At 59.9% G+C, this 13,748-nt stretch carries 12 protein-coding genes; 9 read left to right on the top strand and 3 right to left on the bottom strand.

Annotated features, from left to right (window positions below):
* Positions 1-1,037, bottom strand: a 1,037-nt coding sequence (locus GSQ80_RS03925) for an alpha/beta hydrolase (RefSeq protein WP_158786174.1), incomplete at its 3' end; no start/stop codon positions are given.
* Between the two features lie 368 nt (positions 1,038-1,405).
* Between GSQ80_RS03925 and dxs the strand changes: the two genes are divergently transcribed.
* Entirely contained in the window at positions 1,406-3,277 is a 1,872-nt protein-coding gene (dxs, locus tag GSQ80_RS03920) for a 1-deoxy-D-xylulose-5-phosphate synthase (protein WP_158786173.1), read from the top strand.
* A gap of 4 nt (positions 3,278-3,281) precedes the next feature.
* Here the strand turns inward: dxs and GSQ80_RS03915 are convergent, their stop codons facing one another.
* Positions 3,282-3,827 (bottom strand): SRPBCC family protein, encoded by a 546-nt coding sequence (locus GSQ80_RS03915; protein ID WP_158786172.1) that lies wholly within the window; start codon positions 3,825-3,827, stop codon positions 3,282-3,284.
* Between the two features lie 270 nt (positions 3,828-4,097).
* Positions 4,098-4,655, bottom strand: a complete 558-nt coding sequence (locus GSQ80_RS03910) for a fasciclin domain-containing protein (RefSeq protein ID WP_158786171.1) — start codon at positions 4,653-4,655, stop codon at positions 4,098-4,100.
* A 370-nt stretch (positions 4,656-5,025) separates the two neighbouring features.
* Between GSQ80_RS03910 and GSQ80_RS03905 the strand changes: the two genes are divergently transcribed.
* The 8 genes from GSQ80_RS03905 to murF all read left to right on the top strand — a co-directional run bounded on the left by GSQ80_RS03905 (position 5,026) and on the right by murF (position 13,670).
* On the top strand, positions 5,026-5,559 hold the full coding sequence (locus GSQ80_RS03905) for a DUF2127 domain-containing protein (protein WP_158786170.1): 534 nt from the start codon (positions 5,026-5,028) through the stop codon (positions 5,557-5,559).
* 347 nt (positions 5,560-5,906) lie between these two features.
* Positions 5,907-6,344 carry a division/cell wall cluster transcriptional repressor MraZ gene (locus GSQ80_RS03900; protein WP_158786169.1) on the top strand — a complete coding sequence of 146 codons (438 nt, stop codon included), beginning with the start codon at positions 5,907-5,909 and terminating at the stop codon, positions 6,342-6,344.
* A gap of 39 nt (positions 6,345-6,383) precedes the next feature.
* Positions 6,384-7,310, top strand: coding sequence for a 16S rRNA (cytosine(1402)-N(4))-methyltransferase RsmH (rsmH, locus tag GSQ80_RS03895; protein ID WP_158786168.1), 927 nt, complete (start codon positions 6,384-6,386; stop codon positions 7,308-7,310).
* Positions 7,311-7,468: 158 nt separating this feature from the next.
* Positions 7,469-8,002 (top strand): septum formation initiator family protein, encoded by a 534-nt coding sequence (locus GSQ80_RS03890; RefSeq protein WP_158786167.1) that lies wholly within the window; start codon positions 7,469-7,471, stop codon positions 8,000-8,002.
* A gap of 59 nt (positions 8,003-8,061) precedes the next feature.
* Positions 8,062-10,398 carry a penicillin-binding transpeptidase domain-containing protein gene (locus GSQ80_RS03885; protein ID WP_158786166.1) on the top strand — a complete coding sequence of 779 codons (2,337 nt, stop codon included), beginning with the start codon at positions 8,062-8,064 and terminating at the stop codon, positions 10,396-10,398.
* Positions 10,398-10,760, top strand: a complete 363-nt coding sequence (locus GSQ80_RS03880) for a sulfite exporter TauE/SafE family protein (RefSeq protein WP_158786165.1) — start codon at positions 10,398-10,400, stop codon at positions 10,758-10,760. Before GSQ80_RS03885 ends, GSQ80_RS03880 begins: the two co-directional genes overlap by 1 nt.
* Positions 10,761-10,797: 37 nt before the next feature.
* A complete protein-coding gene (locus GSQ80_RS03875) occupies positions 10,798-12,288 on the top strand; it encodes a UDP-N-acetylmuramoyl-L-alanyl-D-glutamate--2,6-diaminopimelate ligase (RefSeq protein WP_254059418.1) in 1,491 nt (496 codons plus the stop codon).
* The gene (gene murF / locus GSQ80_RS03870; protein ID WP_158786163.1) at positions 12,285-13,670 is read left to right on the top strand and encodes a UDP-N-acetylmuramoyl-tripeptide--D-alanyl-D-alanine ligase; all 1,386 of its coding nucleotides are present in this window, start codon (positions 12,285-12,287) and stop codon (positions 13,668-13,670) included. Before GSQ80_RS03875 ends, murF begins: the two co-directional genes overlap by 4 nt.
* Positions 13,671-13,748: the final 78 nt, after the last annotated feature.

Here is a 13,748-nt window from a genome sequence, read left to right as displayed (position 1 = left end):
GAGGGACTGGAGGTGGTTCCGGGTGCGGGAGGTTGGGGTGCGGGGCAGGGGGCTGGGGTGCCGCTGGGACCTTCGTTGACGTGGCGGTCCGCGCGGGGTGGAAGGATGTTGATGGAACGGAGCCAGGCGGTGGCTAGCTTGGGCCAGTTTTCTTCGGGGGCGTTGGGCGGGTGCATGCCGAAGCCGTGTCCGCCAGTGGCGTAGTAGTGGAGCTCGGCGGGGATGTGGGCGTCCATGAGGGCGGCGTAGTAGACAAGGGCGTTTTTGCCGTGGGTGCGGTCGTTCTCTGCCTGGATGAGGAAGGTGGATGGGGTGAACTCGTTGGGAGCGTAGACGGGATTGAGCTGAGCGTTGTCGGGAGGAAGGCCGAGGTAGGCGGGATAAACGATGATGGCGAAGTCGGCGCGGGCGCTGAGGTGGGTATTGGCGTCGGGTGCGGCGGGGGTGGAGGCGACGTGGTCGTCGTTGGGATGGGTGCAGAGGAGGACGGCTAGATTGGCGCCGGCGGAGAAGCCCATGACGCCGATGTGGCTGGGGTTGATGTGCCATTCGTCGGCGTGGGCGCGGGTGAGGCGCATGGCTTGCTGGGCGTCCTCGAGGTCAGAGGGGTCGGCAGGATAGTGACCAGCCTCGCCGCTGGGTTGAGGAACGCGGTATTTGACGAGGATGCAGGTGATGCCGATGGAGTTGAGCCAGTGGCAGGCGTCGGTGCCTTCGCCGTCGGTGACGAGGCGGACATAGCCGCCGCCGGGGAAGACGAGAACCGCGGCTCCGGTGTTCTGGCCGTGTGGCGGATAGACGGTGAGCGTGGGGATGGTGACGTTGGTGAGGCGGATGACGCGACGGCCGCTGATGAAGTTGTCGGTGGGCTGGGTGGTGTCGATTTCGGGAGCGGTTGTCTGGGGCGGCTCGGGGGTGGCGTGGGGCCAGAGCGGAAGTGTGAGAGGCGCGGTCTGGGCGTGGGCGGAGGGGAGAATTGCAGGGGTGAGGAGGAGGGTGCAGGTGATCAGGCCGATAGCGAGAGCGGGGCACTTCATGCCGACCATACTAATCCCAGTCTTGCAGCCTGTGCGGATTGGAGGGTCCTGCGCGGACGGCGGAGGGCTTCGCGCCGGACGTCGACGTGAGATTTGCCACGAACATGGGCAAAGGCTGAAGCAGATTCCCAGAGGGAATGACAGAAAGAAAAGCGAGGGCGAGAAACAGAAGCACGGCTGCAAGGAGTTTGGCTGGAACGTGGTGGCTGGGCGGCAGAGCCGGGTGAGAAATTCGGCGGCGTTGATGGGGGCAACGGGTGGAGGCAGGGTGTTGGTGGGGTGGGCAAGGAAATGCGGTGGGTTGGTACACTGGAGGGATACAGGTCGCGTCCTATGAACAAGAGGTCAGGGGTCCACGGTTTTCGAGCATGAGCGAATACTTAAGTAAGATCAAGTCGCCGGGGGATGTGAAGAAGCTTGGCCTCGTGGAGCTGGAGCGGCTGGCGGAGGAGATCCGTGAACGGCTGATCGTTGGGGTGGCCAAGACGGGTGGGCATATCGGGCCGAATCTTGGCGTGGTGGAACTTACCATCGCGATGCACTACGTGTTCGATACGCCGCGCGATAGCTTTGTGTTCGATGTGAGTCACCAGAGTTATGTGCACAAATTGCTGACGGGGCGCGAGAGCCAGTTTGAGACGATCCGGCAGCCGGGTGGGCTGAATGGCTTCATGCTGCGGACGGAGAGTGAGCACGACAGCTTCGGTGCGGGGCATGCTGGGACGGCGCTGAGTGCGGCGCTGGGTATGGCGGTGGCTCGGGATATGAGCGGTGGGGATGAGCACATTGTGGCGCTGGCGGGGGATGCGGCGTTTACCAATGGGATCAGCTATGAGGCGCTGAATAATATGGCGTCGACTAAGCGGATGATCATTGTGCTGAATGATAACGAGTGGTCGATTGATAAGAATGTTGGAGCGATTGCAGAGTACTTCCACAAGATTGCGACGAATCCGACGTATGTGAGCATGCATGATCGGGCGGCGGTGCTGGTGGAGAAGTTTGGCGGCAAGGCTGCTCGGCATATTGCGCGCAAGGCGGAAGAGGCGGCCAAGGGGATTGTTGGACGGGGCATGATCTTTGAGGAGTTTGGGCTGAATTATTTTGGCCCGGTGGATGGGCATAATCTGCCGATGCTGATTGAGACTTTTAAATTTTTGAAGAAGCAGAAGCGGCCGGTGGTGCTGCATGCTCTTACGCAGAAAGGGCGCGGTTTCCAGCCGGCGATGGAGAAGCAGAAGAAGTTTCATGGGCTGGGGCCGTATGATCCGGCGACGGGTGAGACGAAATCGACGGGACAGAAGACGTACTCGGAGGTGTTTGCGGAGAGTTTGACGAAGCTGGCGAATGAGAACGAAAAGGTCGTCGCTATTACGGCGGCGATGCCAAATGGGACGGCGCTGGATTTGTTTCGGCCACACCATCCGAAGCGATACTTCGACGTGGGGATTGCGGAGGAGCATGCGGTGTTGTTTGCCGCGGGCATGGCGACGAAAGGGTATCGGCCGTTCTGCGCGATTTACTCGACATTTTTGCAGCGGGCGTTTGACCAGGTGGTGCATGATGTCGCGCTGCAGAATCTTCCGGTGGTGTTCTGCATGGATCGCGGCGGCCTGAGTGGCGATGATGGGCCTACGCATCATGGGCTGTTCGACATCAGCTATCTGCGCGGCGTGCCGAACTTGATCCACATGGATCCGAAGGATGAGGATGAGTTGCAGGACATGATGTTTACGGCGCTGGAGCATGAGGGGCCTAGCGCGATTCGGTATCCGCGTGGGACCGGGACGGGCGTTGAGGTGAAGGTGCGGCCGGTGGCGCTGGAGATTGGCAAGGCCGAGGTGCTGAAGGATGGTCGGGATGTGGCGATCTTTGCGCTGGGCAACATGGTGGCTGAGGCAGAGCGCCTGGCGAAGATGCTGGAGGCCGAGGGGCATAGCGTTGCGGTGATCAATGCGCGGTTTGCGAAGCCGATCGATGAAGAGTGTGTTGTGCGCTTTGGTTCGCGGTGCGAGTTATTGGTAACGATGGAAGACCATGTGCTCGCGGGTGGTTTCGGGTCAGCCGTGCTGGAGTGCCTGAACGCACACTCGATGGAGGTGCCGGTACTGCGGGTGGGGTGGCCGGATTCGTTCATTGAGCATGGGAAGGTGGAGGCGTTGCGCGAGAAGTATGGGCTGACGGCAGAGGCGGCGATGGAGCGGTCGCGGCCGTTTTTGAAGAGGGTGGTTGCGGTTTGATACGTTAGAGCGATTGCTCGCTGGCTTCGATGGCGAGGAGTTCGAGGGTGCGGCGCTGGCGGTAGCGGAAGGTGGCGGTGAGCTGACGGTGGACAAACAGTTTGTCTGTTAGCGCGCTGAGGGCTCCGATCGAGCTGAGGGGGCCTAGGGGGAGTTCGTATTCGACTTCGTCGTGGAGGAGAGTACCGCTGCGATGGGGCTGGACGGTGTGGCAGTGACGCCGGTAGCGGAACGAGCCGTGGAGTTGGACGTCGCAGAAGCCTTCGAGCCAGCGGAAGTCTTCGATGAGGGCATCCCATGTGAGGCGGATGGGGGAGAACGGGAGGGGGCGAACGGTGATTGTGAGGCGCGTGCCGGTGCCGGCAGTGATGCGGTCGGAGCCGGGGAAGGGCTGGGGTGGTGGAGGCGGCGGGACGAGGGTGGAGTGCTCGATGCGCGCGTGCTGCCAGGTTGGCATGAGGCGCGGGAGGTTGGCTGGGTCGGCGAAGAAGGCGAAGACCAGCTCGATGGGGTAAGGCAGCCGCTGCTCGGTTTGGAAGTGGAGTCGCATGGGTTTCGTTGTGAGTGTAGCGGGTGGGGGGACAAGAACGGGAGACAGCAGGTTCGCTCGCTGCGCTCGGAATGACAATTTCTTTCAGATATTGTCCAAAGAAAAGCCGACGTAAAGGCAAAGCTGACGCTAGAGCAAAGGCAAAAGCCATTACAGAGGATCTTTCGCCGCGCGGCGAAAACGGGCAAAGGCTAGCGGCAGCGAGAGAAGCAACGATGGCGTCCCGAAGGACGCCACTGTTGGTTTATGGGGATGCTGGGTGGAGGAGCTTTAGTTAGGCATCAGGACTGCGTTGATGACCTGGATGACGCCGTTGGACTGATGGACGTTGGCGGTCGTGATCTCAGCCTTGCCACCTTTTTCGTCGGTGATCATGATGTGGCCCATGTGGTCGGTGAAGGTGAGCATGCCACCTTGAACAGTCTTAGCGGAGTAGGTGCCATTGCCCTTCTTGATCCAATCCTTCAGGTCCTTGGTGGTGATCTTGCCGGGGACGACGTGGTAGGTGAGGATCTTGACGAGGGTGTCGTGGTTCTCTGGCTTCACGAGGTTGTCGACGGTGCCGGCGGGGAGTTTCGCGAAGGCGTCGTCAGTGGGAGCGAAGACGGTGAAGGGGCCGGGGCCTTCGAGCGTGTCGACGAGACCGGCAGCCTTGACAGCAGCGACGAGGGTCTTGTGGATGGGCGAGTTGATTGCGTTCTCGACGATGTTTTTGGTCGGGAACATTTCAGCGCCGCCTACGGTGGGGTCCTTCATCTGGGCGGTGGCTGCGAAAGACGTGATGGCGAGCGCAGCGCTTGCCATGAGGGTGATCAAAGACTTCTTCATTGTGGTTTTCCCTTTCAAAGGTTGTTGCTGAAGATCAAGTGAGGAACAAAACCATTGCTTCGTCTCGCTGTTCCGTAGAGACGCACATCCTATCTACGCGGGTGAGTTGCAAGTGGATTGTTCCGCTCATGAAAGAAGATGCGAAAGAAGGATGGGTTTAACCGAGGATTCGGGGCAAGGTTTGAAGGCGTGGACAAAGAACTGGAAATTGTTCGGTGTGCGCAGGTCTAGATGGAATCAAAGAGAAGACGACGGTGGGCGACGATTGGCGGGAGGTGTGCAGGGAGAGGTTCACCTGCATTGACAAAGCGGCAGAGCAACCGTCAACTGAAGCAAGCGTATGGCCAGGCAAAGGGAGTTGCGAGGAAGAATGCACGAAAGGGGCGACCAATCCAGAATCAAGACGGCGCTGGCGCGCGTTGGCCATCAGCGCGGGTTGCTGTTGGTGGGGTTATTCAAGCTGAGTAAGGCGGTCTTCTTTACCGCAGTGGGAGCAGGTGCGCTGGACCTTATGAACAAGAACATCAACGACGTCGTGATACATGTGATCGACGCGTTGCGGATCGATCCAGAGCGACACTTTGTCGGGATATTGATGGAGCATGTGGGGCTGATTGATTCACATCAATTGAAGAGGGCAGGGATCCTGTCGTTTCTGTACGCGATGGTCTGCGTGGTGGAAGGAACAGGGTTGATGCTGGAGAAACGCTGGGCTGAATACTTCACGGTAACGCTGACGGCGATGGGCTTGCCGTGGGAGGGCTATGAACTGCTGCATCGGTATTCGCCGTATAAGGTGGGGCTGATGGTGATCAACCTGGCGGTGCTGCTGTATCTGGTGTGGATTTTGAAAAAGCGGCGCGAAGATGAGGGTGTGAGCTACGGTGGGGACGGGGTTGGGTAGACTACTTTCGCTTTTATTTCGCTTACAACAGGCAGAATGAGCTGGCAAGTACCCAGGCGGGGGCGAATCATTCGAGATAACACAAGATGTAGGGGTGGGGTACTCAAAAAACGCTAGATAATGGATTTTCCACATTTCCTTCGGAAAACCGGGGACGTAACCCTGAGATTTCACTTGCTATCCAGCGCCTTACGCTACATTCTTAGTGGAACGAAGTGGAACAAAGTGGTCAAAACAGGTAAGGCAAGGCCGAATCTGTGTTGATAGTACGGCAAACAAGGGCCAGGTAAGAGTCTTCGGGCAGGTACCCTTCGGGATTTGGTTCGGATTTGAGATGAGGATTTCAAATGTTTCGCGGCAATCACCCAGCGCGCGTTGATGAGAAAGGCCGGTTGAAGATCCCGGCTGACTTCAAGCGCCGTGTGGATGAGCTTTATGGACCGCAGTTTTTTATTACGAGCAAGGACGGCAAACGGGCTGAGCTGTACCCGATGAAGGAATGGGAGCGGATTGAGGATGCGCTGGCGAAGGCACCTTCGAGCGCTGCCAAGAAGAAGTTTCTGGATGTAACGAACTATTACGGCCAGGTTGTGGAGATGGATGCGCAGGGAAGGTTGTTGATTCCGCAATTGCTGCGCGAGGCCGCGACGCTGGCGAGCGATGTAGCTGTGTTGGGTATGCAGACGTACCTGGCGGTTGCCGATGACAAGAAGCACAAGGCGTCGCTTGAAGAGAATCCGCTGACAGACGCAGATATGGATGCGTTGGGAGCGGCAGGAATTTAGGTTTTCAAGTCCCTCAGTGGGACGCATGAGGCGGAAGGTATGGCTGAACCGCAACATGTACCGGTTCTTTTGGAAGAGAGTTTGAACTTTCTGAATGTGCGCGCGGGCGGCGTGATGGTTGACTGCACGCTCGGGTTTGGCGGCCACTCTTTGGCAATTGCGAAGAGGCTTGGAGGGTCGGGCAGGTTGATTTGCTTCGATCGCGATGAGCAGGCGATGGAGTTGGCACGGGCGCGGCTGGCGGGATTGGCCCAGGAGCTGGGAGGCGAGATGCCCACGGTGGAATTCGTGGGGCGGCCGTTCTCAGAGATTGCCGAGGTCATCTCGCCGGGCACGCTGGATGGATTGCTTGCCGATTTTGGCGTGAGCAGCATGCAGCTGGACGAGGCGCACAGAGGTTTTAGTTTCCGGTCGGATGGACCGCTCGACATGCGGATGGATACGCGGAGCGGGCTGACGGCCGAACAAGTGGTAAATCAGGCGGACGAAGAAGATCTCGCGAACTTGATTTACGAATTCGGAGAGGAAAGGAGGTCGCGGAGAATCGCCAGAGCTATTGTGCGGGCGCGGCCGGTAACGACAACAGCAGAACTTGCTCGCGTCATATCGGCCGTTGCCCCGCCAATAAAAGGCGAGAAGATTCATCCGGCGACAAAGACTTTCCAGGCACTTCGAATTCGAGTGAATGATGAGCTGGGCGAGATTCAAACGCTGCTGAAAAGCGCGGGATCTCTGTTGAAGCCGGGCGGGCGAGTGGTGATGATCAGTTTCCACTCTTTGGAGGACCGGCTGGTGAAGGACAGTTTTCGCGAGAGCGCGAGGCTGGGCGAACTGGAGATATTGACGAAGAAGCCGGCGACGGCGGTAGAGCAAGAAGCGCTGAGGAATCCGAGATCGAGAAGCGCGAAGTTGAGAGCTGCTGAACGGATTTTGAAGAGCTCAATGAGATCCGCAAAAAAGTTTTAGAGATCGGGCCGGGGTTGTCCTGCCGTGCTTTCAGGCGAAAGACAACCAATGTACGAAAATTCCCTTCCCCCATCAGCAACCCCGGCCCGGGTTGCACTCGCTAGACGAGTCGGGGAAAGGGGATGAAGAGATTGAGATTGCAAGGCGGAGGATGCGCGATGGCGACGATGGCAATAGGCGGACAAGAGATGGCGGAGATGCAGGCGAGGCCCAGCGTGCGCCGTGGGGCGAGCGTGGCTGAGCGGAACCGCGAGCTGTATGAGCAGCAGCGCGCGCGCCGTCGTGGGCCGACGCCTGAGATGTTTTTTGCTAAGCACATCGACAACAGCCGTATTGTGAAAGCGGATGATCCGGAGCGGCGCAAGGAGATGCGCAGTTTTACGATCGCGATGACGATGTTTTTTCTGCTGACGATGGTGTATGTGTGGCAGCACTTTTCGGCAATCGAAGTGGGCTATCGGGTAGAGGCACAGAAGACCCAGGTGGCGCAGTTGCAGGAGAAGAATCGTCAACTTGAGCTGACCGAGGCGCAGTTGAGTGATCCGAACCGGATTGACAAGATTGCGAAGCAGTTGGGACTCGACACACCGCAGCCGGGGCAGGTAGTACGGGCGGACGGGATGAGCGACACAACCGCGGTGATGGCGCAGGCGCGGATCCCCGTGCTAACCGAAAAGCTGACGGGCAACTAGGTGGCCGCGATGGCTGGTTGGCATCGCACAGAGTTTGGCATGGGAACAGGAATTCCAGGATGAAAGAGACGTCGCGTCAGAAGCTTACCGCACCCATACGACGGGTGCGGTTTGTCTACGTTGCGATGTTTTTCTGTTTCTGGGCGGGCGCGATTGCCGTCCGGTTGACGTGGCTGCAGGTGGTGCAGCACGGTACGTGGGTGGAACGTGCCAAGCAGCAGCAGCAGCGGACATTTGAGGTGGCGCCGCATCGGGGCGTGCTGTATGACCGCAACATGAAAGCGCTCGCGATGACGGTGCTGGTGGACAGCATCTATGCGGTGCCGAGCGAACTGGGGGACAACCGCGCGGACGATGCAGCGCTGCTGGCGAAGATTGTGCATGCAGATCCTCTGGATGGCTTCACGCGGGAGAAGGAGATCGATGCGCGATTTAACGCGTCGAAGCACTTTGCATGGGTGGCGCGTAAGGTGACACCGGATATTGCGAATCGCGTGCAGCAGCTTAATCTGAAAGGAATCTATCTTCAGAAAGAGTTCAAACGGTTTTATCCGAATGGAGATCTTGGCTCGCATGTGCTGGGGTATGTGGGTACGGACGATAACGGATTGGGTGGGTTGGAAGCGAAGTTCGATGATGAACTGCATGGAGAGCCGGGACACGAATATACGGCGATCGATGCGAAGCGGCATGTGCTGGGATCGGATGAGAGTGATCCGATTCCGGGTGAGAACCTGCAGTTGACGATCGACTCGAACATTCAGTACATGGCGGAGCGCGCACTGGATGCGCAGATGGCGAAGGTGAAGGCGTCGCACGGGACGATTGTGGTGCAGGATCCGCGTACGGGGCAGATCCTGGCGCTGGCGGTGAGCCCACGATTTAATCCGAATGATGCGCTGCATGTGGATCCGCAGGACCTGACGGATCTGGCAGTGAGCGATGTGTATGAGCCGGGGTCGACGTTCAAGCTGGTGACCTACGCGGCGGCGGTGGATGCGGCGGGTGTGAAGCCGACGGACATGGTGGACTGCCAGTTCGGTGCGATGACGATGTTTGGCCGCACACTGCATGATGACAAGAGCGATCGGTTTGGGGTGGTGACGGTGAAGTATGCGCTGGAGCACTCGAGCGACGTTGGCGCAGCGAAGATGGCGCTGAAGCTCGGGCCGGACAAGTTTTATAAGTACATGCGGGGATTCGGTTTTGGCGACCGCAGCGGAGTAGAACTGCCGAGCGAGACGCGGGGGCTGCTGGCGCCGCCGCGGAAGTGGGGATCGACGAGCATCCTGTCGATGGCGATTGGGCAGGAGGTAGCCGTGACGCCGGTGCAACTGGTGTCAATGGTGTCGGCGATTGCGAATGGAGGCGTGTATCTTCCGCCGCATATTTTGTTGCAGTCGAGCGATGCATTAAAGAGAGAAGAACACCTGGGGGCGAGCCCGTTTCATCCCGGGGAGGGGCTGCCGGCGACGTTGCCAGATGGAGCGCATCGGGTGATCACCGAGGCGACGGCGTCGACGATGCGGGAGATGATGGCGGGCGTGGTGAGTGAAGGGACGGGCAAGGCTGCGCAGTTAAACGGATACAGCTCGGCGGGAAAGACGGGCACGGCACAGAAGGTCGACCCGGTGACGCACACGTACTCGCACACGAAGGTAGTGGCGAGCTTTGCGGGGTTTGCGCCGGTGAACAATCCGGCGATCTCGGTGACGGTGGTGATCGATCAGCCGACTGTGGGAATACTGTATGGCGCGGAGGTAAGTGCGCCGGTGTTTCGCGAGGTGGCGCAGGAAGTATTGGAGTACCTGGGTGTGCCGCACGATCAAGCGCTGAAGACGGCACAGCAGATGAAGGAAGCACAGAACACGGTGGAGCCGGATGATGTTCCGGACCAGCATCTCGGGGACTTGAACGCGGTGTTCGACGAGGTGAACAGCCTGCCGGCGGATGATCCGCTGCGGCAGCCGGCGAACGCGGCGGCGATGGCGGAGAATCGCAACGCGGATGAGGCGTTCGAGGAGGCAGCAAAGGCGAAACCGAAGCCGGTTGGCTTGGAGGCGCTGCCGGACAAGGTGCTGGATGCAATCCATAAGCATGGAGGTGCGTCGGCACTTACTACGGTTGCCGCTGTGGATAGAAACGAGAGTGTGGCCGCGCCGCTGATTCGCCCACAGGTGCAGGTGCGGGACAATGGGGCGGTGGTGGTCGATCCAGGAAAGCGGGTAGCCGTACCGGACTTTCATGGCAACGATCTGCGAATGGTGGTGGAACGTGCGGGGGGGCTTCGGCTGCGAGTGCGGACGCTAGGCAGCGGGCTGGCGCAGGAGCAGGCTCCGTTGGCGGGCACAATGGTGCCGCTGGGGACCGAGATCGTGGTTCGGTTCATGCGATGATGTCTTCGTCACCAGGGGTGGTGGTTGTGGTGGGAGCGGTGGTGGGTGTGTTCGTTGGCTTGCTGGGCACCAGCGGAGCGATCATGATCCCGGTGATGATTTATGTGTTTGGACTGACGCAACTTCGAGCGCAAGGGACGTCTTTGTTCATTGCGCTACTTCCGATCTGGGCGTTTCCGCTAGTGCCGTATGCCCGGGCCGGGAATGTGGAATGGAAGCTGGGTCTGCTGTTGGCTGCGGGCGTGGCGGTGGGTGGATATTTGGGTGGCCACTGGGCGCAGGAACTGCCGGTCGGCATCGTTCGCAAAGGGTTTGCGGTGGTGCTGGCGGCGGTAGCGGTCCGATTGTTCCTGCAAAGGTAGAATCTTCAGAATGCAGTGGAGTGAAGCCAGAGCGGCCGTGAGAACCGTGGAGGTAGCGGGCCGGGGCGATATTGAGGTGCGCGGCGTGCAGTACGACTCGCGGAAGGTGAGCGCGGGCGATGTGTTTGTGGCGATGCGCGGTGGGACTACGGATGGGAATGAGTTTATCGACGCGGCGATCCGAAAGGGCGCGGCGGCTGTTGTGACGGACTCGCTGGAGAAGTTTGTGGATCTGCGGACGCAGCAGCCGGAGTTGGCGCTGGCGCTGGTGGATCGCGAGGCCAATGGGGGCCGGCGGGCGCTGGCGGAGATTAGCTCGGCGGTGTTTGGTGCTCCTGAGAAGAGGCTGAAGGTTAGCGCCGTGACGGGGACGAACGGGAAGACGACGACGGCGTTTCTGCTGGAGCAGATGTTAAAGAGCGTGGGGCGGAAGTGCTTGTTGCTGGGGACCATTGAGACGCACGTAGGCGATGTGGTGAGGGAGAGTGAGCATACGACTCCGGAGAGCAGGGATGTATTGGCGTTGTTTGCCGAGGGTGTGCGGGCGGGGTGCACGGAGGTGGTGATGGAGATGTCGAGCCATGCGCTGGAGCAGGAGAGGGTATGGGGCATTCCGGTGGATGTGGCGATGTTCACGAACCTGACGCAGGACCATTTGGATTATCACGGGACGATGGGGAAGTATGCGGCGGCGAAGGCGCGGTTGTTTGAGGGTGTGGGAACGGGGGCGCCGCGGGTGTCGGTGATTAATGCGGACGATGCGTATGGGTCAACGATGAAGGATGCGGCTGCCGGTGTGGAGACGGTGTGGACGTATGGGCATCGTGTCGAGGCGGATTTTCTGGCACGGAATGTGGTGTTGAGCGCGCTGGGTGCGACGTTTGACTTGGTGACACCGGATGGAATGCGGGAGGTGCGGTCTCCGCTGTTTGGGTGGTTCAATGTCGATAACCTGATCGCGGCGATGGCGGCGGCGATAGCGTGCGGGTTGACGCTGGATGAGGCGGTGCGATGTGCGGCGACGATTCGGTCGGCGCCGGGGCGGTTTGAGCCGGTGCCGAATGAGCTTGGGATTACGGTCGTGGTGGACTATGCGCATACTGATGATGCGCTGGAAAATGTAATTGGATTTGCGCGCAGACTGGTGGGCGAGGGGCGCGTGATTACGATGTTTGGGTGTGGTGGGGATCGAGATAAGACGAAGCGTCCGAAGATGGGGAGAGTGGCTGCGCAGGGAAGCGATTTGGTGGTGGTGACGAGTGATAACCCGCGGAGTGAGAATCCGATGACGATCATTGAGGAGATTTTGGTTGGGGTGCGGGAGACAGAGGTGGAGTGCGTGGTGGAGGTGGATCGGCGGGTGGCGATTGAGGTTGCGATTCGTGCGGCGCGGGCGGGAGACATCGTTCTGCTGGCTGGTAAGGGGCATGAGAAGACGCAGACGTTTGCCGGCGGCGTAGTGGCGTTTGATGATGTCGCAGAGGCGGAGCGGGTGTTGCTTGCGATAAAGGCGGGGGTGAGGACTTGAAGCTGACGCTTGGACAGATTGCGGATTGGATTCATGCCGAGGGCGAGTTTGATACAGACGGGGAGGCGTTGGGGTACTCGATTGACTCGCGGACGATTGGTGCAGGGGATTTATTTTTTGCGGTTCGTGGGGAGCGCGTGGATGGGCATGATTTTGTTGAGGCGGCGTTAGCTGCTGGGGCGGTGGCTGCCGTCGTGAGCATGCGGTGGTTGAAGCCAGCGCTGGTTGAAGAGGCGCGGCTGCTGCGGGTTCCGGAGAGTGCGTCGGATTGCGTGCTGCACTCGATGCAGACGCTGGCGAGGGAAGTGCGGCGGGCGTGGGGCGGGCGGGTGATCGGGGTGACCGGCTCGGCGGGAAAGACTACGACGAAGGAGTGTGTGGCGGCGGTGCTGGCGACGAAGTTCCAGGTGCTGAAGACGGAGGGGAATTTCAATAATCATTTTGGATTGCCGTTGACGCTGTTGCGGCTGGAGCCCGAGCACGAGGTGGCCGTGCTCGAGATGGGGATGAATCATGCGGGGGAGATTCGGGCGCTGGCGAAGATCGCTGAGCCGAATTGGGCGGTGGTGAGCAATGTGGCGGCCGTGCACCTGGAGTTTTTCGAGGATGGGATTGAAGGGATTGCGCGCGCAAAGTATGAGCTTGTGGAGGCGCTGCCGGTTGACGGAATTGCATTTCTGAATGCGGATGATGCGCGGGTGCGGGAGTTTGGAAAAGGGATGGGGGATCGCGCGGTTTTGTTTGGGATGAGTGAGCGCGCGGTGGTGCGAGCGGTGCGGATTGAAGATCACGGGCTGAGGGGAACGGAGTTCGAGTTGGTGGCGGGAGCGCGGCCGATGCTGTGGCCGATGGTTCTGCACATGCCGGGAAGGCACAACGTGATGAATGCGCTGGCGGGGTACGCGGTTGGAAGCTGGAGCGGTGTGGAGCAGTTCGATGCCGTTGGTGCGTTGGAGCGGATGCGGCCTACGGAGAAGCGCGGCAACCTGCTGGAGTGGCGTGGGGCGGAGATTGTGAATGACACGTATAACTCCAATCCGAAGGCGTTGGAGGGGATGGTCGAGGCGTTGATGAAGACGGAGGCGAAGCGGCGGATCGTGGTGGCGGGCGAGATGCTCGAGCTGGGGCCGGAGGGAGCGCGGCTGCATGAGGGTTGTGGTGAGGCGATGGGAGGCGTGGATGTCGTGCTAGGGGTGAGAGGGTTGGCGCGCGAGTTGGTTGCGGGGGCCCAGGCGAAGGGGGTGAGGGCGGAGTTTTTGGAGACGCCTGAGCTTGCAGGGGAGTGGATGCGGGAGAATCTGCGGGAGGGGGATTTGGTGTTGCTGAAGGCGTCGCGGGGAGTGAGGCTGGAGCGGGCGCTCGAGGTGTTGAGTACGACGTGAGGCGAGGCAGTATGTATAGAAGGAGATTCCTGCTCGAGGATACGCGCGGGAATCACAAAAGAAGCACAAGCGTGAGGG

The sequence above is a fragment of the Granulicella sp. L46 genome (genome assembly GCF_009765785.1).
GTDB lineage: Bacteria > Acidobacteriota > Terriglobia > Terriglobales > Acidobacteriaceae > Granulicella.
This window is presented reverse-complemented; position numbering and strand designations above follow the sequence as displayed.